This window comes from Mesorhizobium sp. 128a, assembly GCF_053848025.1.
This window is the reverse complement of the sequence record NZ_JBSPKY010000001.1, coordinates 704,155-723,619: the sequence shown is the minus strand read 5'-3', so window position 1 is coordinate 723,619 and position 19,465 is coordinate 704,155. Positions and strand designations below refer to the sequence as shown.

The 19,465-nt window shown below is 62.8% G+C and carries 23 protein-coding genes and 1 tRNA gene; 10 read left to right on the top strand and 14 right to left on the bottom strand.

The window, feature by feature from the left end:
* Positions 1–110 precede the first annotated feature (110 nt).
* From ACWTU9_RS03310 to ACWTU9_RS03275, 8 genes are all read right to left on the bottom strand, one after another.
* Entirely contained in the window at positions 111–1,151 is a 1,041-nt protein-coding gene (locus tag ACWTU9_RS03310) for an acyltransferase family protein (protein ID WP_455857061.1), read from the bottom strand.
* Between the two features lie 290 nt (positions 1,152–1,441).
* Positions 1,442–2,080, bottom strand: coding sequence for an acetyltransferase (locus ACWTU9_RS03305; RefSeq protein WP_455857060.1), 639 nt, complete (start codon positions 2,078–2,080; stop codon positions 1,442–1,444).
* 26 nt (positions 2,081–2,106) lie between these two features.
* Positions 2,107–3,285, bottom strand: a complete 1,179-nt coding sequence (locus tag ACWTU9_RS03300; RefSeq protein ID WP_455857059.1) for a DegT/DnrJ/EryC1/StrS family aminotransferase — start codon at positions 3,283–3,285, stop codon at positions 2,107–2,109.
* Entirely contained in the window at positions 3,282–4,256 is a 975-nt protein-coding gene (locus ACWTU9_RS03295) for a sulfotransferase (RefSeq protein WP_455857058.1), read from the bottom strand. The genes ACWTU9_RS03300 and ACWTU9_RS03295 overlap by 4 nt, the downstream gene beginning before the upstream one ends.
* On the bottom strand, positions 4,256–5,128 hold the full coding sequence (locus ACWTU9_RS03290) for a glycosyltransferase (protein WP_455857057.1): 873 nt from the start codon (positions 5,126–5,128) through the stop codon (positions 4,256–4,258). The genes ACWTU9_RS03295 and ACWTU9_RS03290 overlap by 1 nt, the downstream gene beginning before the upstream one ends.
* A gap of 167 nt (positions 5,129–5,295) precedes the next feature.
* Positions 5,296–5,574 (bottom strand): DUF2285 domain-containing protein, encoded by a 279-nt coding sequence (locus ACWTU9_RS03285; RefSeq protein WP_455857056.1) that lies wholly within the window; start codon positions 5,572–5,574, stop codon positions 5,296–5,298.
* Positions 5,575–5,893: 319 nt separating this feature from the next.
* Positions 5,894–5,970, bottom strand: a tRNA-Arg gene (locus tag ACWTU9_RS03280).
* Between the two features lie 217 nt (positions 5,971–6,187).
* On the bottom strand, positions 6,188–7,108 hold the full coding sequence (locus ACWTU9_RS03275) for a DUF1003 domain-containing protein (protein WP_455857055.1): 921 nt from the start codon (positions 7,106–7,108) through the stop codon (positions 6,188–6,190).
* Between the two features lie 357 nt (positions 7,109–7,465).
* On the opposite strand from ACWTU9_RS03275, the gene ACWTU9_RS03270 reads away from it, so the two are divergent.
* Positions 7,466–7,915: a universal stress protein gene (locus ACWTU9_RS03270; RefSeq protein WP_454587381.1), complete on the top strand. Its 450-nt coding sequence runs from the start codon at positions 7,466–7,468 to the stop codon at positions 7,913–7,915.
* A gap of 13 nt (positions 7,916–7,928) precedes the next feature.
* On the opposite strand, the gene ACWTU9_RS03265 is transcribed toward ACWTU9_RS03270, so the two are convergent.
* Complete coding sequence (locus ACWTU9_RS03265) at positions 7,929–8,897, bottom strand: D-alanyl-D-alanine carboxypeptidase family protein (protein WP_455857054.1); 969 nt, start codon at positions 8,895–8,897, stop codon at positions 7,929–7,931.
* Between the two features lie 358 nt (positions 8,898–9,255).
* Between ACWTU9_RS03265 and ACWTU9_RS03260 the strand changes: the two genes are divergently transcribed.
* From ACWTU9_RS03260 to ACWTU9_RS03245, 4 genes are all read left to right on the top strand, one after another.
* A complete protein-coding gene (locus ACWTU9_RS03260) occupies positions 9,256–11,067 on the top strand; it encodes a methyl-accepting chemotaxis protein (protein ID WP_455857053.1) in 1,812 nt (603 codons plus the stop codon).
* 111 nt (positions 11,068–11,178) lie between these two features.
* On the top strand, positions 11,179–12,270 hold the full coding sequence (locus tag ACWTU9_RS03255) for a hypothetical protein (protein WP_455857052.1): 1,092 nt from the start codon (positions 11,179–11,181) through the stop codon (positions 12,268–12,270).
* Positions 12,271–12,362: 92 nt separating this feature from the next.
* On the top strand, positions 12,363–12,983 hold the full coding sequence (locus ACWTU9_RS03250; protein WP_455857051.1) for a nucleoside triphosphate hydrolase: 621 nt from the start codon (positions 12,363–12,365) through the stop codon (positions 12,981–12,983).
* 87 nt (positions 12,984–13,070) lie between these two features.
* Positions 13,071–13,430 carry a hypothetical protein gene (locus ACWTU9_RS03245; protein ID WP_455857050.1) on the top strand — a complete coding sequence of 120 codons (360 nt, stop codon included), beginning with the start codon at positions 13,071–13,073 and terminating at the stop codon, positions 13,428–13,430.
* Positions 13,431–13,518: 88 nt separating this feature from the next.
* On the opposite strand, the gene ACWTU9_RS03240 is transcribed toward ACWTU9_RS03245, so the two are convergent.
* The 3 genes from ACWTU9_RS03240 to ACWTU9_RS03230 all read right to left on the bottom strand — a co-directional run bounded on the left by ACWTU9_RS03240 (position 13,519) and on the right by ACWTU9_RS03230 (position 15,820).
* Positions 13,519–14,223, bottom strand: coding sequence for a glutathione S-transferase family protein (locus ACWTU9_RS03240; protein ID WP_455857049.1), 705 nt, complete (start codon positions 14,221–14,223; stop codon positions 13,519–13,521).
* A 133-nt stretch (positions 14,224–14,356) separates the two neighbouring features.
* A complete protein-coding gene (locus tag ACWTU9_RS03235; protein ID WP_454575297.1) occupies positions 14,357–15,565 on the bottom strand; it encodes a beta-ketoacyl-[acyl-carrier-protein] synthase family protein in 1,209 nt (402 codons plus the stop codon).
* On the bottom strand, positions 15,566–15,820 hold the full coding sequence (locus ACWTU9_RS03230) for an acyl carrier protein (protein ID WP_454575296.1): 255 nt from the start codon (positions 15,818–15,820) through the stop codon (positions 15,566–15,568).
* A 214-nt stretch (positions 15,821–16,034) separates the two neighbouring features.
* Between ACWTU9_RS03230 and ACWTU9_RS03225 the strand changes: the two genes are divergently transcribed.
* The 5 genes from ACWTU9_RS03225 to ACWTU9_RS03205 are packed head-to-tail and all read left to right on the top strand — an operon-like array spanning position 16,035 to position 18,410.
* Positions 16,035–16,877, top strand: a complete 843-nt coding sequence (locus ACWTU9_RS03225; protein WP_455857048.1) for an urease accessory protein UreD — start codon at positions 16,035–16,037, stop codon at positions 16,875–16,877.
* Between the two features lie 30 nt (positions 16,878–16,907).
* Complete coding sequence (locus ACWTU9_RS03220) at positions 16,908–17,210, top strand: urease subunit gamma (protein ID WP_455857047.1); 303 nt, start codon at positions 16,908–16,910, stop codon at positions 17,208–17,210.
* Positions 17,211–17,219: 9 nt separating this feature from the next.
* Positions 17,220–17,474, top strand: a complete 255-nt coding sequence (locus tag ACWTU9_RS03215; RefSeq protein ID WP_454587389.1) for a DUF1272 domain-containing protein — start codon at positions 17,220–17,222, stop codon at positions 17,472–17,474.
* A 28-nt stretch (positions 17,475–17,502) separates the two neighbouring features.
* Complete coding sequence (locus ACWTU9_RS03210) at positions 17,503–18,096, top strand: HupE/UreJ family protein (RefSeq protein ID WP_455857046.1); 594 nt, start codon at positions 17,503–17,505, stop codon at positions 18,094–18,096.
* Between the two features lie 8 nt (positions 18,097–18,104).
* Positions 18,105–18,410 (top strand): urease subunit beta, encoded by a 306-nt coding sequence (locus ACWTU9_RS03205; RefSeq protein WP_455857045.1) that lies wholly within the window; start codon positions 18,105–18,107, stop codon positions 18,408–18,410.
* Between the two features lie 26 nt (positions 18,411–18,436).
* Here ACWTU9_RS03205 and ACWTU9_RS03200 read toward each other — a convergent pair whose 3' ends face one another.
* Entirely contained in the window at positions 18,437–18,922 is a 486-nt protein-coding gene (locus tag ACWTU9_RS03200; RefSeq protein WP_455857044.1) for a hypothetical protein, read from the bottom strand.
* Between the two features lie 129 nt (positions 18,923–19,051).
* Positions 19,052–19,414, bottom strand: a complete 363-nt coding sequence (locus tag ACWTU9_RS03195; RefSeq protein WP_455857043.1) for a hypothetical protein — start codon at positions 19,412–19,414, stop codon at positions 19,052–19,054.
* Positions 19,415–19,465: the final 51 nt, after the last annotated feature.

Sequence of the window (19,465 nt, the reverse complement as noted above, 5' to 3'; positions counted from 1 at the left end):
TTTAACAACGCGCCGTGGCGGTTGCAGGCCGACATCTTCATCACCTCTGCCGGCAATCAGGACGGGCCAGAACGGCACGGCTAGCGCTGGCGACATCACCTGTCAGGGACTTACGGTTGAGATACTGGACTAGCCGACGCGGGTGCGGTTCTAGGTGTCGCAAGGAGACGTCTGACCGTCTCGCCTGCGATCATGCCAGGCGCTTCTACGGCGGTATGAACGAGCCACGCGAGCAACGCGGCGATGGCGATCGAGGCCACGCTGTAGGTGGCGAATAGCGAATACGGATCCAGTCCGAGCGCCTTAATGCCAAGGTTGACGATGATCAGCGCACCGGCCAAGTGGAGCAGGTAAAACGGGTAGCTGACCCGCCCGAGAAAGTGGGCGAATGAATTTGCGGTGAGCCAGACCGAATGTCGTGAGACGTAGGCGACAACGCAGAAAGCCCCGGCCATCTGCCAGCACCGCATTGCGAAGCCTGGGTCCATCGCGAAATCCGCGGTCATCAGGGCGACAAGCCCGAGCGATGCGGTGATACGATTGGGTGCGACGGCTGGAAGGTCGTCGACGATCGCGCCTAGGGCAAAGGCGCTCATGAACAGCGGGATAGGGCGATGGTCGAAATAGGACACTGCGAACGTGGCGACCAGCAGGGCACAGAAAAGCGCTGGGTGTATGCGTCTGGCCGTCGCGGCCGCGTAAACCCAAAGACTTCCCCAAACCTCGATCTGCAAGGTCCACAGAACTCCGTTGAGCGACGTGTCGTAGAAGATCGAGGCGCCGAGGATCTGCGCCCACGTGCTCGCCGGCGTCAGGTAGCCGATTATGAGCGCCGAGACACCGGCGACGGGCATGAGGCGGAAGGTCCGTCGAATGACATAAGAAAGAATGCCATCGTCCCTCAGTCTGAGCGACCGGGAGAGCACTAGGCCAGACAGCACAAAGAACACGATGACCGCAGCGTCGGCGTGGAAGATGATGTGCAGCAGGCGGAAAACTGCATCATGCAGGCTCGCATCCGGCGCGGTCGCAACCGTCATTCGATAGGCTGGCCCAAGGCCGCCGGCGACAGAAGCGCAATGCCCGACCGCTACACTGAACGCGGCCAAGCCGCGAAGGCCGTCAAGATCGTGGTTCCGATGCGTTGCCATTTTGGCCCAATAGCACAGTGCCGGAGCTCCTGAACAGCGCAGCAACGCGATCTATTCGTCCAGCCAGATTACCCGCTCTCCCAGCGGATCTCAACCGGGCGACGGAAGCGGATCGTGTGCGCCTGCTACCGCGAGGGTTGAAGCCGGACTATCCCATGGTGACGCCCAACTGTCGGCGCTGACGAAGTCCAGCGGGCTCGGGCGTGAGGCTATGGCTAAGTCAGCGAAGAAGGTTTCAACAAAGCGATTGGCAGCACGCGGTTGACGCACGCACATTGTAGGCACGGTGTCTATGATTGGCGCAGCCTACGAGCTGGCACTCCGGCATAGATCCCGCCGGCATCGGTCGATCGGGTCACGACGGATCCCGCGCCGATCACGCAATTCGGCGCTATCTCGATGTTGTCGTGGATCGTGGCATTCAGGCCGATGAACGCGCCTGCTCCGATCTTGGTGCTCCCGCCGATACAGGCTCCAGCAGCAACGAAACATTGATCGGCAATCCGCACATGATGAGATACATGCGCGGCGCTTCGGATGATGCAGTTGCCGCCTATTGTCGCAAAAGGCTGGATCACTGCGCCGTCGAATATGAAGGTGTTCTCCTCGACCCTGAAATCGGCCGCGGCGATGGCGCGGCTCGCCAGATAGCTGATCGTCTGGAAACCCCGCGCCTTGACCTGATCGAGCAGCCTTGCCCTGACGCGATTGTTGTCGTGGGGGCCGATGGCAACCGCAATTGCTGTCTCCGATGGATCAAAGGTATCTCCGATGTCCTCGAAGGCATGGACCGGCAGATCGTTGTGCCGGTCCTTCGAAAGAAAGCCACGCTCGACGGTGAAGGCCGCCACCTGATGGCTGCTGTCATGCTTCAGGCAATACCACACCAGGCTGGCGAACGGCCCGTCGCCGAAAACAACTACCTTCATGACACCCCCGGCAGTCAGAACATGACTTACTTCCTGACGGTGGCTCCGATAGACACAGAGCCGCGCGCCATGCGCTCCAGCAGCGCCTCGATTTGCGCATCGGCTATATCAGCCATGTCGCCATGACAAGGAATGTTGACGATTCGGTCATAGATTGAACCAGCCATCCTGGCCGAGATAGACAACGGCACGTAATATTTGCCGCAGTCGAAACCGACGTCCGGCAGGTCCTCGATGCCGATCGGCCTGCGGGCCAGAACCGGCACGCTGGCCGCGACGGTAACGGCGTCATAGCCTCCCAACCGCTCGAGGTCCGATCGGTCGACCATTTCGACGATGCGCCGGCGTTGAGTGTGATAGCGGGGCGACCATGCTGGCATCGTCTCGAGTCGATCGATGATCGCCGCAGCCGCGAGGTCCGACAGCTTGCCGTTGGAGACGCTGGGCAGGACCCAGGCCGGCTGATCCTCACCGAAACTCAGGATCGAGTGGGCCAGCGCCGCATCCGCCGCAGGCACGAATAGACATCCCCCCTCGCCGAAGCCCCACGGCTTGGTGTGGTGGAAGCTAACGATTTCGATGACCTGCGGCCCGACAGTGCGAAGCCCTGGAAAAGCCAGCGCAGCGTCGACGATCAACGGCTTGCCCCGCGCGCCGCAAAAGTGGCGGTAGGCCGACATATCGCGCTCGAGCCCGAAAGGTCGGGTGACCAGCAACCCGTCCCAACCGTCATCTGGCATCTTGCCAAGCACGGAGAGGTCGAGAAAGCCCTGCTCGTCACAATCGACCGCGATGGTCATTCCCGCGAACGGGCCTGTCCGCGTCGCGGAGAACCCGAAAGCCGAGATCGCCCAGCGCAGAGGCTTGCCAGCCTTCGCGGCAAATATGCCAGCCGCAGCATACAGCGCCGCAGTTCCCGAACTGGCCATCACAGTGCAGTAGGAATCCGGCACATGTGCGATATGGCTGATGATGCGACCAAGCGCCAGCGACAGGGGACCGCTATTGGTCCACTGATTCTGCTCCGCACAAAGATCGCTCAATTCCGTGAGGCGCCGCCAATCCGGCATCTTGGCTTCGACATAACGGATGCGGCTCCTCGCAGGCCGGTCGGCAAGGGTTGCTTCGCCGTAGGGCCGTGGCGGGATGCCGCCAACCAGGGCCAGCTCATGGCAATGATCAAGGTAGAGGGTCGATGTGCTCATGCCTTGCCTCGCCGCATTTTTTGAGGCGTTGCATTCAGGTGTGGGATCGTCATCCCCAACTGGCCAATACCGAGGAACCGGGCGAGATTCCCGGCAGCCGTCTTGTGGGCGAGATTGAGTACGAGCAGGCTTTGCGGCCGATCCTTGAAATATTCGATCACGTCAGCGTTGTGCTGGAGATAGTGCGCTTTGTAAATCTCCGGGTCGTACAAGGACGCTTCATTGATGCCGTAGACGTAGAGTTGCTGGCGCCATAACCAACCCGGTTCATGGTAGCCGAACTGCTTGAGATCGGCTGGTGTCGGCCGTCTGTCCACGCCCATCAGATGAGCGTGAAACGTCGTGACCGATTTGTACCACTGATCCGCGGAATCCCGCACTGTCAGGATAAACTTTGCGCCAGGGAAGGCGATATCCAGCGCTCTGTATGTAGAGGGCAGGCTGAACGGCACGTCCTGAAAGGCATCCGCCGAATGGCAATAATCAATCAGGGCACGAAAATCGCGACGGTGCCAATCATCAAGCAGAGCCTCTGCTTGATGCTGTGAGCCAATCCTGTAGCCAACCGCCTCCAAGGCCGCGGCGAGGGACGTGGTTCCTGTCTTGTTTCTGCCGATCACGAACACCTTGTGAGTGATCGTGAGCAGATCATTGATGACCTTCAGATGGGTGGCGAAGGTGCGCCCCTCTGATTTGCCGTGCTGGAGGTAGTGCAACAGCGGATTGATACGGGCGGCGCGCACATCCTCATAGGTGTCCAAATACCAGGCCGTGCTGAAGCTCGGGCTAGGGTCGCGATTCTCGAACCCGCCATGGACAAGGTAGTGCAAAGCAGGGTCGACACCGGCATCGCGCACATCACGATAGCGCTCAAGGTACCAGGCAGCATTGAACAGGAATGATGTCCTGACCAGGTCAAGCCGGGCCGCCCGCCTGGTGCGTCCTGCCAGCCGAGTTGCGAGGCGCCGCACTACCAACTCCGCACCGCATCTATGCATAAACGTCCACGAACACCGAAAAGCGCTATAATTTCTCTTTCGAGGGCGGTGATCTGCGCATTTATGATCTGTTGCTGCAACGGCTGGCCGCCACACAGTTTCAATACCTCATGCAGCATGACGATAATACTCAGACCGTGAGTGCGCAGATGCGCCCTATCTCGAGTGCCCCAAATCCCGCCCTCATGACGTCTGTATACGGCCATGATGTCGGGGATAAAGCCAATCTTGCCAGCCATGGCGTGAAACAGGATCAGATACCAGTCGTTCGGTAACATGTTTGAGATCGACAGGTCACGGTAGGATTGGCGCCGGAACATCACCGAATTGGCCGGAATGAAATTCCCAGACAACAGGGTTTCCAGGTTGAGTCTACCGACAGCTACATTCTGAGGAAACTGATAGGTAGGTTCGCTGTTGTCCTCAAAACGAACCTCAACCGGGTGGAAGCACAACGAATAATCTGGCCGCTCATCCAGAAATCTGACCTGCTTTTCCAGTTTGTACTCGTCGGTGAAATAGTCATCTCCGTCGCAGACGATCCAGTATTCGCCACGAGCCAATGGCAGCAGAAACTTCGCGACCATGCCCCTGATGCCGCAGGAATAGAGATTGGTTTGCTGTGTTACCGCGCTCACCTTTCCCGGATATTTCGCCACGTACGCGCGGACGATGTCTGTCGTTCCGTCGGTTGATGCATCGTCGTGCACGATCACCTCGAACGGGAAGGTGGTTTCCTGCGTGACAATGGAGGACAAGGCTTGGTCGATGAAGGATGCGTGATTAAAGGTCTGGCAGAGCACCGAAACCCGGACGGCTTTGTCTGCCGGTGCAGCGTGCGGCATATCTCAGTTGTCCCTCCTGCTTGCATTTCCATTAAGGGAATCGGTGGCCGGGTGTAAATATCCGGGAGGGCATGAAAAAAATCGTCTTCCCTCACGGCCACAGGATGGCAAATCGCCATCTTTGGCGCAGGTCTCCCACCCCCGCAGCTTCCCTGCGCAGACTAAGGCTAGTGCGGCGCCCCGCCGGCGAGCAAATACTTGTAGCCGTTCGTCGTCATCCATCGGGCGCGAGCGAGAGGGGTCTCCCAAGCCCGGAACGCTCGTTCCGGCTCCTTCTCTGGATCGATATGCAGGACGATCCTGGCGACCTCTCGCCAGTCGGCATCTTCGGTCGCGGCGTCGAGCAGGCGAATGTGGATAAGCAACCGTTCTTCGTCGTACCCGGTCAAGACCGAAGACGTGGACGCCTCGTCGGCAATTTCGGGGTCAAGGATAGGCTTCCGCATGGGCGAGCAATATCGAAGTTGTCAAGCGAAGCGCCAGTCTTCCTGTTCAATCAAGTCGGCGAAACCTATACACGCAATGCCAACGAGAGCAGGGCTGGGCGAGTGTTTGCTTTGACGTGGTTTGCCATTGATCCAGATCAAGTCTGCCTTTCAGACACCTTGCCTCAGAGAAGTTGATAGAGGGTTCGGTGCCTTGGGGGAGAGGCGAAGGCACGAGGGGTACGGCTCCGCTCTGCCGACTATTTGTCGGCTGTGTGGGCTGCGTGTGTGGGACTTTGTCCGTAAAGAAGCCAAAATCACGCTAAGCAGTTGAAATAATTGGCGCACCCGACAGGACTCGAACCTGTGACCTCTGCCTTCGGAGGGCAGCGCTCTATCCAGCTGAGCTACGGGTGCCTTCAGGGAGCCTGAAAACGAACCAGCCGATAGGCCGGCCAGCAACGGCTTCTTAGCGGAAGCCGCGCCGGGCTTCAACGGGCAATTGCGCCGTGAACTTGGCCCGGTCCGCAAAGGTTTGTCCGGATTGTCCCGCGTCCTGCCCTTCGCAGGCTCAGGGCGCTCGTCATTCGAAAAGCCAGGCAATTGGCTTTTCGTCCGCTACGCGGACCATTCCTCACCCCGCCGTCTCCACCTTCGCCACCCTCCGCCGCACCCTGCGCGTGGTTCGCTTCGCCTTCTTCGCGCCGGTCAGCTCGTGCATCGCATCCAGCTGCATCTGCTGCATTTCGGCCAGCCGGGTCCATTGGCGCGAGATCAAATAGTCGAGCTTTTCGTGCAGATGGCGCACTTCCAGCTCGGCTTTCAGGTTCACCCGGTAGTCGTTGAAGGAGCGCAGGCGGTCCTTGGCCTCCGTCCGTCTCTGGCTCATCATGATGATCGGCGCCTGGATGGCGGCGATGCAGGAGAGCAGAAGGTTGAGCAGGATAAAGGGGTAGGGGTCGAAGGCGCTGCTCATGCCCGCGATCAAATTGATGCCGATCCAGACGGCAAGCACGCTGCCGAACGAGATCAGGAACCACCAGCTGCCACCGAAGGCCGCCATATTGTCGGAGACGCGGTCGGCGAACGACCTGTGCTCCTCGAACTCCTCTTCCGAGTTTTCCGAGATCGTGTCCTGCCTGGCGATCGATTCGACCACCTGGCGGTCGAGCTCGGAGAATTCGCCATGCTCCTGCTGCAGTAACTCCTCCATGTAGCGCATGCGGTAGCGGCCGAGCTCCTCGCGGCTGATGCGGGCGCCGCGCGGCAGGTCGGGATGGTCGGAGCGGATGCGGTCGGCCAGGCTCGGCCTGAGATCGTCGATGCGCACCAGGTCGCGTTTGCGGAACTTGCGGCCTGATATCGCCGACGGTTTTCGCTTCGGCTTCAGGCGGCCATGCCCGGCGGGTTCGGAGTCCGGAACATCCGGCGCTTCGAGCGCCTCGTCGGCGACCAGCTCGGCTTCGTGATCGCCGATGGGCGGCGCCTCGAAATACTCGCCGCCGCTGTCGTTTTCGTTGGTGGTCTGCTCGGATGGTTTGGGGGCGGTGCTCATGATGCCGGCTCCTGCTGTCGCGCCCACGATATACGCCAAGCCGGCGCGGCATAGCCACTGTGGCGACGAAGATTGAGGGCTTGAGCAAGCGCTTGTGATCAACGGCGGCGGGCGCCCGGCACGTCTGCCTGCAAATCGCGCAAGCGGGAACAGCCTGTGGGAATGCTTACCCCTTCCAGGAAGGATCGCGAGCACGGCCATCGCACTGGTGCCATGGTCATCGCCGGTTGGCCTCATCCTCACCCTTTGGCCAAGCTGGCCGGGCGCTTATATCCATGGGAGAGCTGACGGTGTCGCCGTGAAGCGCTTCGCCAGGCCACCGGGGCACAGGTCCGCCCCACAACAGGGGTCGTCGCCATGTACAAGCATATCCTGATCGCCACCGACGGTTCGGAACTCGCCGGCAAGGGCGTTGCCCACGGGCTGACATTGGCCAACAGCCTTGCGGCCACGGTCACCTTCGTCAATGTCTCCGAGCCGTTTCCGGTCCTGGCCTGGGGCGGCGCCGTCGCCGGGTTCACGGCCGGCGACGAACTGGTCAATTATGAGGAAACTGCCCGCCGTTACGCCGGCGAGGTGCTCGACCGCTGCAAGGCCTCGGCCGACGAACTCGGCGTGCCGGCCAGGACTTTGCACATCGAAAACAAGACGCCCGCCGAGGGCATACTCGACGTCGCCCGCACCGAGGCTTGCGACCTGATCGTCATGGCCTCGCATGGCCGCCGGGGCCTCGGCCGCCTGCTGCTCGGTAGCCAGACGGCCGAAGTGCTGTCGCTGACGGAAACGCCGGTTCTGGTGGTGCGGTAGGATTGCCGGCTGTTTACTGAACTGGGAAACCAGGCAGGCCAGGAAGCGATGAACCGGGTGGCGGCAGGCCGGGAAGCGGCGAAGCGGGTTGCTGCTGCTGCGCAAACATCAGCCGCGTCTTCGTGTCCGCCATAGCGGGCGACAGGCTGCGCTGGATCAGCGCTTCGACATGGTCGTTGCGCTGGCGGGCGCTGTCAGCGCCCATCACCACCACGATCAGCCGGCGGCCGTCGGCATTGTAGGACGTCACGATGTTGAAGCCGGAGGCCTTGATGTAGCCGGTCTTGATGCCGTCGACGCCGCGCACGCGGCCCAGCATGTCGTTGTGGCCGCGCACCAGCCGTCCGCGGAACATGAAGTCGCTTTCGGAGAAATAGTGGAAATGCTGCGGGAAGCGGGCGCGCAGCGCCATGCCCAGCACCGCCATGTCGCGCGCCGTCGTGTGCTGGCCGCTGTCGGGCAGGCCCGATGCGTTGCGGAACACGGTGCTGCTCATGCCGATCTGGCGCGCCTTCGATGTCATCATGGCGGCGAACTGGTCCTCGGAGCCGCCGAGATATTCGCCGACTGCCACCGCCACGTCATTGGCCGATTTGACCACGATCGCCCGAATCGCCGAATCCACATCGATGCTCTCGCCACGCTTGAAGCGCAGTTTGGTCGGCGGCTGCCTTGCGGCATTGTCGGAAACCGGGATCTGCGTCTCCTTGCTGACGCGGCCGCTCTCCAGCGCCTCGAACAGCAGATAGAGCGTCATCATCTTGGTCAGCGACGCCGGATAGCGCTGCGCCGTCGAACTGACCTCGAAGAGTGTCTTGCCTGAGCCGGCATCGACGACGATAGCCGCATATTTCTCCTGCGCCGCCGGCACCGCCAGCACGCTGTCGGGCGGCGCCGTGGTGCTGCAGCCGGCAACGAACACGAGCAGCAGGAGGGCTGCAAAGAATCTCTGGAGGAGGGCGGGGAAACGGAAGTCGGGCAAGGCAGATCCGGCGTTGCTGAGAGGGGCCGGAACCTAGCCTAACCCATTGTGTTCGTCCATTTGGTTAACGCATAAGGCCGGTTTTCCTCGCCCCCGCGGAGCGGGGGAGAGGTGGCTCGGCGAAGCCGAGACGGAGAGAGGGATGGCGCCAACAGCGGCAGAATAGGGTCCGGATCTTCGCTTTGCAGTATGGCGTTCTACGAAGCCCCTCTCCGGCCGCTTCGCGGCCACCTCTCCCCCGCCTTACGGGGGCGAGGAACCCAAGCTTATTGCCCCGAAATCGCCTGTTTCCTGTCCTGTTTTGCCTGCGGGGTCGCGCTGCTGCTATAGCTGCCGCAATTGCTTGGGGGATTTGACAATGACCGGTGACATCGGCGCGGCCGCGCCATCTCTTATCAGGGCTTCGCTCAGCCGCACTGGCAAATGGGCCGGCAGCGTCGCTTTCATCGGCGGGGCGGCGTCCGACATCCTCAATCCGCTGGCGCCGTTCGCCGCCTATATCGCGCTGGTCGCCTCGGTCGCCGCCGCCATCATCGCCATCGCCATCGTGCTCAGGCTGGTGCTGGCGGCCAAGGCTTTGCCGGCGCTGATCTTTGCCACCAGTGCGGCGGCCGTCGCCGGCGGCGTCTACGGCCTGCAGCAGCAGACCAATTCGCAGAACGGGGTGATTGCCGGCCTGGTGCCGGCCATCGCGCAACTGCAGCAGCAGATGGGCATCGTCTCGGCCACGGTCGCCAGGATCGAGCAGACGGTGACGCAGACGCAGCAGACCGTCGACCAGGTCAAGCAATCGACCGACGCGGTGGCGAAAAGGACCGAGCAAATCGCGTCGAACCAGCAGCAGCAGACCGAACAGGGCGCGCAGACGCAAAAGACCGTCGATCAGGTCAAGCAGACCACCGAAACGCTTGCTGCCGGACAGCAGAAACAGGCCGAGCAGGCCGACAAGCTGCAGGCGACCACCGAGCAGATCGCTGCCTCCATCGACACCATCGCCAAGGGCTTTGCCGCGCTCGCCGCACAGGGCGGGGCGATCGCCGAGCCGAAGCGGCCTGACGAATTCTACCACAATGCCCGCGTCTACGAGCTTTCCGGCGACATGCTCAATGCCCGGCGCTCCTATCTCGCCTTTGCCGGCTTCGATGTCGACGCCGTCGATCCCTACACGCGCTTCGCCACGCTGCTGCGCGTGCAGGACGGCAAGGCCGGCGCGCGCGAAGTGTTCGGCCAGCTTGCCGACAAGGCCAAGGCACTGTCGATCAAGCTGGTCCATGTCATGCAGTTCGACGATGCCCAGCGCCTCGACAAGCTCAACGCCTTCATTGCGGCCAATCCGGATTTCGCGCCGGCCTATTATCTGCTCGCGCAGGAGTTTTCCGAGGACCGCCTCGGCGTCCAGTCGCTGTCCGACAAGCGCAGCGAAGCCGAGGCGCTGACCAAATTCATGGGTTACGAAAAGGATGGCGGGCTGCTCAAATATTTCGTCGACCAGCGCGAGCTTGCCGACTGGCTGGACCGCAGCCGCAGCCGGCTGACGGCCCTTGGCGACGTGCTCGACCCCGCCCGCTTCGCACCGTCGCTGACGCCGATGCGCTCCAATGCCGGCTGGACGATTTCCATCTCGCTGCCCGAGGCGGCGACCGGCATTTTCTGGCGCCTGGGTGAATCCGGTCCGTTCACCGACACCGGGCTGATGGCGATGAACGACCAGCGCACCGGCAAGCCGATGCCCAATCCGAGCTTCGAATTGCCCGACAGCACCACGGCAACCATCATCGGGGTAAAATATCTCGATCTCAGGGGCCGCGAGACCGGGCCGTTCAACATAAGCTTCGATCCGGAAGCCGCCCTGCAGCAGGGCAACAAGCAGATCCTCGACCAGTTCTGGACGTCGTGGATCGCCTTCGATGCCAGCGGTAATCACGGCCTTGTCTATTTCTCCCAGATGCTGTCGTTCCGCTGCGGCATCAAGGAGGTGCGCTACAGCCTGAACGGCACCGCGCTCGACAAGGAGATCAAGATGCCGCCTTGCGACAAGAAGGATCCCTACGCCATCCCCTACGACTACCAGCCTTACTTCAAGGTCGCCGACAGCGTGACGTCGATGGCGGTGCAGGTCACTTATACCGACGGCACCAAGTCGCCGATCAGGGAATACAAGCGGCAGTAGGCGCCCCGCCCTCCCGGCGGAACTGGCCTGATGCAATATGCCGGAAGCTGTGCTTGCGCATCAATCGCGGAGCGGGTTTGTTCGCTGCCATCAGAATCAGCAGGTGCACGGATGGACATGGTCACGATCAAGGCAAAGGGCATTTCGGTGACGCTCGACCTTACCGTCGGGCATATCGCCGACATGACGGTCGACGGCGATGGCCGCCAGCTGAACCCGCTGCACCGTGCGCCATGGGTCGATGCCGGCGAGACGCTGCCGCCAGACCTGCCTGAAGGCACCGTGCGGCTGTCGGGCGATTTCCTCTGCGCGCCATTTTCGGCGAGCGATATCGAGGCAGCACCGCTGCATGGCTGGCCGGCCAACAGCAGCTGGGATGTCGTCTCCAATCAGGCGACATCAGACGGCTGGCGGGCCGTGTTCCGGCTGCGCCGCACGGTGATGGGCGCCACGGTCGACAAGATTTTCACGCTGCGCGACGGTCACCCCTTCCTCTACCAGGAACACGTCTTTTCCGGCGGCTCGGGTGCGGTTTCCGCCGCCCATCATCCGATGACCGCGATGCGCGACGGCGGCCGGCTGGCCTTCTCACCCAAGCGCTTTGCCGCGACACTGGACACACCGCTGGAGCCCGATCCGGCCCGCGGCCGCTTCAAGCTTGCCTATCCAGCGCGCACCAGCGACCTGACGCGCTTTCCGGGCGCCGACGGCGGCACGCTCGATCTCACCGACTACCGCATGGAGGATCGGCGCGAGGATTTCATCACCATGGTCGAGGCCGATCATGGCGGTCCGGGTTGGACGGCGCTGGCACGCCGGGCCGAGCGGGATCTGGTGCTGGTGCTGAAGAACCCCAGCGAATTGCCGGTCACCATGCTGTGGTTCAGCAATGGCGGCCGCGACTACGCGCCATGGAGCGGCCGCCACCGCGGCGTGCTCGGCATCGAGGACGGCCGCGCCGCCGTCGGCCATGCCGCATCGGTCGGCGACAACTGGCTGAAGCGCGAAGGCGTGGCGACCGCCTTTGAACTCGGCGGCGAAGTCTCGTTCCGCCATGTCATCGGCGCGTTGCCGCAGGCTAGCGGCGAGCCGCCGCGCGATATCGCGACGACCGGTGGCCATTTGCGCGTCACTGGAGCCGACGGTTCGACCCGCGACGTCGCCTTCGACAGCGATTTCCTGCGCATCGACAAGTCAGCGTAGCTCTGCCGGCATCGCAAGTTCAGGGTTTGAAATTTCCACCAACAGCCGCCAAGATGCGGGGCTGAAACCATCCGGCTGCAAAAAAGGCTCTCATGTCCGAAATCGCCCATCTCGCCGCCACCATCTTCAAGCGCGCCGGCAAGGCGAAGCGCTTCATCGTCGCCATTGCCGGCCCGCCCGGCGCCGGCAAGTCGACGCTGTCGTCCGGCCTGCATGATCTGTTGCCGGAAGGCGCTTCGGAAATCGTGCCGATGGACGGGTTTCACTATGATGACATCGTCCTCGACCAGCGCGGTCTGCGGCCAAGAAAAGGCGCGCCCGAAACCTTCGATTTCGCCGGTTTTGAGGCGCTGTTGAAGCGCATCCGCGCGGGCGAGCCCGACATCGCCATTCCGGTGTTCGACCGCAGCATGGAATTGTCGCGCGCAGCCGCCTCCATCGTTGCCGCCGAGACCAAATTCATCCTGGTCGAAGGCAATTACCTGCTGCTCGACGAGGAGCCGTGGTCGCGGCTGGCGCCACTGTTCGACTTCACCATCTTTGTCGATGTGCCGCGTACTGAACTCGAGCGCCGCCTGCTGGTGCGCTGGCACGAGCATGGCCGTTCCGACGAAGACGCCCGCGCCTGGATCGCCTCCAACGACATGCCCAATATCGACCGCGTGCTAGGCCGGCGCAGGTCCGCCGACCTGATTGTCGGCGATCAGGCGTAATTCGCTGGATTTCAGAACGGGAACCTTAAGACTTTCAGGTCGTTATTCTCCGACCGGCAATCGTGCCGCCGTGAGGGAACCGTCAAAATGGCAACCAAGGCAAAAACACCCGTCAAGAGTAAGACAGCTCAGTCCAAGACATCGCCGGCAAAAGCCACTCAGGCAAAAGCAGGCGCGGGTCCCGCGATCGCGGCGCGCTCCAAGGATGCAAAGCCGGCTTTCGGCAAGGCTGCGCCGAAAAAGGTGGTGCCGGGCGTAGCGGCCAAGGCGGCATCAAAGCCTGCCAAGGCCAAGAAGCCTGCAACCAGCGGCAGCTCAGTGGGCACCATGCGCAATGCAGCCAACGTGGCCGCTGGCGCGGTCGTCGCTACGGCCAAGGGCGCGGCCTCGCTTGCCGCGTCTGTCATGGGCAGAGGCGGCTCCAAGGCCAAAGCCAAGGCAAAATAGAGCAATTCCAGGAAAAGTGTGAAGCGGTTTCCGTCCGGAATTGCGTCAAACAAAAGAGCTCAGAGCCGCTTTCAAGCGGCTTTGATCGTCAGCCCTTGGCCGGGATGGTGAGGCCGCGTTGCACCGCGGGCCGCCCCAGGCCGCGTTCCAGCCATGCGGCGACGGTAGGGAAATCGTCGAAGCCGACGAGTTCGCGCGCCTCGTAGAAGCCGATCAGATTGCGCACCCAGCCCAGCATCGAGATGTCGGCGATGGTGAAATCGTCATCCATGATCCAGCTGCGGCCCTTCAGCCTTGTCTCGAGCACGCCGATCAGCCGCCGCGATTCGTTGCGGTAGCGATCCAGCGGCCGCTTGTCGGCGATCTCGCGTCCGGCGAATTTGTTGAAAAAGCCGACCTGTCCGAAGATCGGCCCGATCGCCGCCATCTGGAAGAACACCCACTGGATGGTTTCGTAGCGCCGCGCCGGATCGGCCGGGATCAGCTTGCCGGTCTTGTCGGTGAGGTAGAGCAGGATGGCACCGGATTCGAACAGGCCTAACGGCTTGCCGCCCGGGCCATCGGGATCGATGATGGCCGGTATCTTGCCGTTCGGGTTCAGCGCCAGGAATTCCGGCGTCCAGCTCTGGTCCTTGCCGATATCCACCAGATGTGCCTCGTAGGGCAGGCCGAGTTCTTCCAGCGCGATCGACACTTTCACGCCGTTCGGCGTCGTCGCGGAATAGAGTTGCAGGCGGTCGGGATGGCTAGCCGGCCAACGCTTGGTGATCGGAAAAGCGGACAGGTCGGTCATCGAAAGCTCCGGACGGGAATTTGGCGCGGCATCGCGCCGTTTGGCGGGTTGCGAAGGGTTATCCGCGACGTCTTTGCCGATCAACCGGCTCGTGATGCACACACAGTCTTCACCAGCGGCCGGCAGCCCGTCGTCAGACCGCCTTGAACGCCACCACGGCATTGGTGCCGCCAAAGGCAAAACCGTTGCTGATCGCCGCCCGCACCTTGCGCTCGCGCGCCACATTGGGCGTCACGTCGAGATCGCAATCGGGGTCGGCCTGCCGGAAATTGGCCGTCGGCGGCACGATGCCTTCGCGGATCGCCATCACGCAGGCGATCATCTCCAGCCCGCCCGAGGCGCCGAGGCAATGGGCGTGCATGGATTTGGTCGACGACACCGAGAGCTTGTAGGCGTGGTCGCCGAATACGCGCTTGATCGCCGCCGTCTCGATCTGATCGTTGGCCTTGGTGCCGGTGCCGTGGGCGTTGAGATAGTCGACGTCCTCTGGATTGAGCCCGGCCTCGGCAAGACAGGCTTGCATCGCCGCCGTCGGACCCTCGACGGTCGGCGCGACGATGTCGGAGGCATCGGCCGAAAGCCCGGCGCCGGCAATCTCGGCCAGAATGTCGGCGCCGCGCGCCATGGCGTGTTCGTAGGTTTCCAGCACCGCCATTCCAGCACCTTCGCCCAGCGACAGGCCCTGGCGGTCGGCAGAGAACGGCCGGCAAGTGTCGGGCGCCAGCACCCGCAACGCTTCCCAACCCTTCAGAATGCCCCAGACCAGTGGCGCATCGGTGCCGCCGGCGACCATGACATCGGCGCGGCCGAGCCGGATCTGGTCGACCGCCGAGGCGAAGGCGTGGTTGGACGACGAGCAGGCCGAGGTGACGCCGAACACCGGCCCGCGCAGGCCAAGCACCATGCTGACCTGGCCGGCCGCGGCGCTTGGCATCACCTTCGGCACGGTGAAGATGCCGGCGCGGTTTCTTCCGTCGATCAGGATGGCGCGATAGTTTTCCTCGATCGCTTCCCAGCCGCAGACGCCGACGCCAACCACCGCGCCCATCCGGTAGGTGGTGGCCTCATCAGCGGTAAGCCCCGCTTGCTGCATGGCCTCGCGCGCGGCAATGGCCGCCAGCAGGCTGAAGCGGTCCATCGACACGGTCTGCCTGTGAGCGATGCCATGCTCGGGCATTGCCTTGATCTCGCAACCGACCTTGGTCTTCAGATCATGCAGCAGCGGATTGTCGATCTGGCCGATGGCGGAACGTCCGGCGCGCATCTCGTTCCAGATCGCGGGGGCGTTGGTGCCGAGGCCGCATATGCCGCCTATGCCGGTAATGACGACGCGCTTGTGCATTCAGGCTTTCTTCGCGATCAGCGCGCGAACAGCCTCGACCATGTCGCCGACATTTTTCAGATTGCTCCAGGCATCGACCGTGTTCATCTCGATCTCGATGCCGTACTGTTCCTCGAGATCGAAGATGATCTCGGTCAATTCCAGCGAATGGATGCCAAGCGCGGTCAGCTCCGTATTGGTGGTGATCTCTTCGCCGCTAGGCTCGGCATGAGCCTTGATCTTGGCGATGATTTCCGTTGCCAGCTCGTCAGCCATTCGATTCCTTCCCCAATTTTATCATTTCACGGTGCCGATTGGTTGGCGCCGCTGTGGCCTGGACTGAAAATCGCCGTCGCCTTCAAAACCCGCCAGGCGCGGCATGACCGTTCCAAAGTGGCTCCCTCTATAGAAACGGAAACGCTGTCAAGCAACAAGCTATATCAACAAGCACCATATCGACAAAGCAGCCGGAGTGCTTAACGTTGGGGCGATGGATACGTTGCAACATGGCTTGACCCCGGTGCTGCCGGCCCAGCGCGTCGCAGGGGCGGCTCGGCTTGCATGCGGCGTCAGCGCCGGCCGCACCAGGCTTTCGCGCCTCTATCAGGACGGATCGGCCAAGATCCGCATGCCGGCGGTTGCGGCCGATCCGCTTGAAGCCGTGCTCATCAACACCGCGGGCGGACTGACTGGCGGTGATCGGCTTGGCTGGGAAATCGATGTCGGGCCAAATGCCTCCGCTTCGATCACCACCCAGGCCTGCGAAAAGATCTATCGCGCCGAAAGCGACCGTGCCGAAGTGCGGGTAAAACTCAAAGTCGGCGCGGATGGCCGTATTGCCTGGCTGCCGCAGGAAACCATCGTCTTCGACCGCTCGGCCTTTGCCCGCGCGCTCGACGTGGAGCTTGAAGCAGGCGCCGAGGTATTGCTGCTCGAGGCCACCGTCTTTGGCCGCCTGGCGATGGGCGAACAGGCCGCGCACGGCCATTTCCACGACCGCTGGCGAGTTCGCCAGGATGGTGCGCTCATTCATGCCGAGGATTTCCGCATCGGGCCGGCCATAGCGGCCACCCTTGGCCGCCCGGCGGTCGCCGGCGGCGCCATTGCCGTGGCGACGCTGCTGATGGTTTCACCGCACGCCGAAGCCTTGCTCGAGCCGGCCCGCGACATCATCGGCGCCGAGGGCGATGCCAGCGCCTGGAGCGTGAAAAAATCTGGCAAGCTTCTTGCGAGGCTGTTTGCCGAGGACGGTTACCAGCTGCGCAAGCGGCTGGTTCCGCTCGTCGAACTGCTCAACGGGCGGGCCGGTCTGCCCAAATTATGGTCACTCTGAACCAAATCCAGGCCAAACCCAGGGAAGCGCATGAACCTTACGCCGCGTGAAAAGGACAAGCTGTTGATCGCCATGGCGGCTATCGTGGCGCGAAAGCGGCTCGAACGCGGCGTCAAGCTCAATCACCCCGAAGCGATCGCGCTGATCACCGATTTCGTCGTCGAGGGTGCCCGCGACGGCCGCCCGGTCGCCGAACTGATGGAGGCCGGCGCCCATGTCGTCACCCGGGCGCAGGTGATGGCAGGCATCGCCGAGATGATCCACGACGTGCAGGTGGAGGCGACGTTTCCCGACGGCACCAAGCTGGTCACCGTGCACGAGCCGATCCGGTGAGGAAAAGAGATGCTCGAACTCAGGCCCAACTGTGAATGCTGCGACAAGGACCTGCCGCCGGACGCGACGGATGCGCTGATCTGCACCTTTGAGTGCACCTTCTGCGCCGGCTGTGTCGAGAACGTGCTGGGCGGTGTCTGCCCGAACTGCGGCGGCAATTTTTCGGCCCGGCCGATCCGGCCGGCAGAGAAGCTGAACAAATATCCGGCCTCGACCAGACGCGTGCTCAAGGCGGAGGGCTGCGGCCCGCGCAAGGCCGCTTGATTGTTATCCTGAATTGGAAGGTAGACCGATGATCTCTGCTTCGACCAAACGCACCACGCTTGCCGCGCTCCTGCTGCTGGCGGCGGCCATGCCGGCCTATGCCCATGTCGGCATCGGGGCCACCTCGTCCTTCGCTGCCGGCTTCGCGCATCCGCTGTCCGGTCTCGACCATATGACGGTCATGATCGCCGTCGGCCTGTGGGCAGCGCTCAAGGGCGGCAAGGCGATATGGGCCTGGCCGCTGGCTTTTGTCGGCGTCATGCTGGTCGGCGGCGCGCTCGGCATGCTGCATGTGCCCGTGCCTTTCGTAGAGCCGGGCATCCTCGCCTCCGTCGTCGCCCTCGGCCTGCTGGTGGCGCTGGCGGTCGACCTCCCGGTTTCAGCCGGCGTCGCAATCATCGGCCTGTTCGCGCTGTTCCATGGCCATGCCCATGGCACCGAAGTGCCGGAAAATGCCGGCGGGCTTGACTATATGGCCGGCTTCGCCGTCGCCACCGCGCTTTTCCATGCCATAGGCATCACCGCTGGCCTCCGTCTCGGCATGCGCTTTCGTGGCCTTGCCCGCGCTGCCGGTGCGGCGTCTGCTGCGGTCGGAGTCGGCCTGGTCTTCGGCGTTCTGTGAGGCCTGAGATGATCCCCGGCGAAGTCATCACCGCAAGCGGCGACATCGAGCTCAACAAGGGTTTGCCGACTGTGACGCTCAAAGTCGCCAACAGCGGCGACCGGCCGATCCAGGTCGGCAGCCACTACCATTTCTTCGAAACCAATGAGGGGCTGAAATTCGATCGCGACAAAGCGCACGGCATGCGCCTCGATATCGCCGCCGGTACTGCGATGCGCTTCGAGCCGGGACAGCAGCGCGACGTCACGCTGGTGCCGCTCGGGGGAAAACGCGAGGTCTATGGTTTCCAGCAGAAAATCATGGGCAAGCTGTGAGATCGACAGGGTCGAACGCCCTGGGATCAGTTCGACGGCCTTGCCGCGGCATAGATGACGATTGCTGCGGGGCCGTCGAATTCGACGGCGAGAACGTCCTCGGCCAGCACGCGCCTGGAATCGATAGCATTGAACAGCAGCGCGTTGGCGTCGATCTCCTTGCGCAATTCGGTAATGTCGTCCTGATGCTGCTTGACCTTGTTTTCGACGGCAGGCGGCGGACCGCCTTCGCTGCGCGCCGCATCTGTGAGGAAGACGATATCGACCGTATCGAGCTTGGATGTCTTGCGCACTGTGCCGATGTTTTCACGCGTCCGCTCGATCGCGGCGATGAGCTTTCCGGTCTCCGTCGTCGTGTGCGCCTCTTCCTGCCGCACGTCGGAGCCGACGATCCGGTTGACGGTCTCCTGGCTTTCAACGGCCTGCGCGGCAGGCGGGCCGTAGGCCGCGAGGAACACGCAAGTCGCAATGCTCTGGAGCCATCTGGCGTCGGCAAAGGGAATGGTCGGCATAGATCGCTCCTGGCGAACTTTTCTGCGCAACGCCGTTCGGCGCCAAAGAAGCCAAACGACTCCCGTCCGGCGAAGGTTCCCTCCGCAATAGGGCCGGCGGGTCGGATGCCGACCCGCCAGGCCTTGTCGTCAGCTCGCCTTCTTGGTGACCAGGGTCAGCGCGCCATCGGTGGTCATGCTGGCGGCAACCACCTGTGCGGAGGTGAGGCCCTTGGCCTGCAGCGCCGACTTGATCTGCGGCGTCGCGTCGATCGAAGAGCGCAATTTCTGCAGGCCGGCGTCGCCGCGCTGGGCGATCACCTGATTGACCTGCGTCTGGGTGGCCTCAGGCAATTCGCTTATGTCGACGATGTTGACCTTCTGGATCGCCGGCGCTGCCGGCTGAGCGCTGGGCGCCGCAGGCTTGGGTTGCGGCGTGGGCTGCTGCTGGGCGCCGGCAATTGTCGCGGAAGCCAGCGTGGCGGCGGCTGCAAGAACGATGATTTTGCGCATGGATTTTCCTTCCATCGTATGGGCCAGGGATTTGGCAAACGGTCGGTTCGG

Excerpts from the sequence above, each read along its gene's own strand:
- ACWTU9_RS03310 (WP_455857061.1), bottom strand. The coding sequence starts at position 1,151 with ATGGCAACGCATCGGAACCACGATCTTGACGGCCTTCGCGGCTTGGCC.
- ACWTU9_RS03305 (WP_455857060.1), bottom strand. The coding sequence starts at position 2,080 with ATGAAGGTAGTTGTTTTCGGCGACGGGCCGTTCGCCAGCCTGGTGTGG.
- ACWTU9_RS03300 (WP_455857059.1), bottom strand. The coding sequence starts at position 3,285 with ATGAGCACATCGACCCTCTACCTTGATCATTGCCATGAGCTGGCCCTG.
- ACWTU9_RS03290 (WP_455857057.1), bottom strand. The coding sequence starts at position 5,128 with ATGCCGCACGCTGCACCGGCAGACAAAGCCGTCCGGGTTTCGGTGCTC.
- ACWTU9_RS03285 (WP_455857056.1), bottom strand. The coding sequence starts at position 5,574 with ATGCGGAAGCCTATCCTTGACCCCGAAATTGCCGACGAGGCGTCCACG.
- ACWTU9_RS03275 (WP_455857055.1), bottom strand. The coding sequence starts at position 7,108 with ATGAGCACCGCCCCCAAACCATCCGAGCAGACCACCAACGAAAACGAC.
- ACWTU9_RS03270 (WP_454587381.1), top strand. The coding sequence starts at position 7,466 with ATGTACAAGCATATCCTGATCGCCACCGACGGTTCGGAACTCGCCGGC.
- ACWTU9_RS03260 (WP_455857053.1), top strand. The coding sequence starts at position 9,256 with ATGACCGGTGACATCGGCGCGGCCGCGCCATCTCTTATCAGGGCTTCG.
- ACWTU9_RS03255 (WP_455857052.1), top strand. The coding sequence starts at position 11,179 with ATGGACATGGTCACGATCAAGGCAAAGGGCATTTCGGTGACGCTCGAC.
- ACWTU9_RS03250 (WP_455857051.1), top strand. The coding sequence starts at position 12,363 with ATGTCCGAAATCGCCCATCTCGCCGCCACCATCTTCAAGCGCGCCGGC.
- ACWTU9_RS03245 (WP_455857050.1), top strand. The coding sequence starts at position 13,071 with ATGGCAACCAAGGCAAAAACACCCGTCAAGAGTAAGACAGCTCAGTCC.
- ACWTU9_RS03240 (WP_455857049.1), bottom strand. The coding sequence starts at position 14,223 with ATGACCGACCTGTCCGCTTTTCCGATCACCAAGCGTTGGCCGGCTAGC.
- ACWTU9_RS03235 (WP_454575297.1), bottom strand. The coding sequence starts at position 15,565 with ATGCACAAGCGCGTCGTCATTACCGGCATAGGCGGCATATGCGGCCTC.
- ACWTU9_RS03230 (WP_454575296.1), bottom strand. The coding sequence starts at position 15,820 with ATGGCTGACGAGCTGGCAACGGAAATCATCGCCAAGATCAAGGCTCAT.
- ACWTU9_RS03225 (WP_455857048.1), top strand. The coding sequence starts at position 16,035 with ATGGATACGTTGCAACATGGCTTGACCCCGGTGCTGCCGGCCCAGCGC.
- ACWTU9_RS03220 (WP_455857047.1), top strand. The coding sequence starts at position 16,908 with ATGAACCTTACGCCGCGTGAAAAGGACAAGCTGTTGATCGCCATGGCG.
- ACWTU9_RS03215 (WP_454587389.1), top strand. The coding sequence starts at position 17,220 with ATGCTCGAACTCAGGCCCAACTGTGAATGCTGCGACAAGGACCTGCCG.
- ACWTU9_RS03210 (WP_455857046.1), top strand. The coding sequence starts at position 17,503 with ATGATCTCTGCTTCGACCAAACGCACCACGCTTGCCGCGCTCCTGCTG.
- ACWTU9_RS03205 (WP_455857045.1), top strand. The coding sequence starts at position 18,105 with ATGATCCCCGGCGAAGTCATCACCGCAAGCGGCGACATCGAGCTCAAC.
- ACWTU9_RS03200 (WP_455857044.1), bottom strand. The coding sequence starts at position 18,922 with ATGCCGACCATTCCCTTTGCCGACGCCAGATGGCTCCAGAGCATTGCG.
- ACWTU9_RS03195 (WP_455857043.1), bottom strand. The coding sequence starts at position 19,414 with ATGCGCAAAATCATCGTTCTTGCAGCCGCCGCCACGCTGGCTTCCGCG.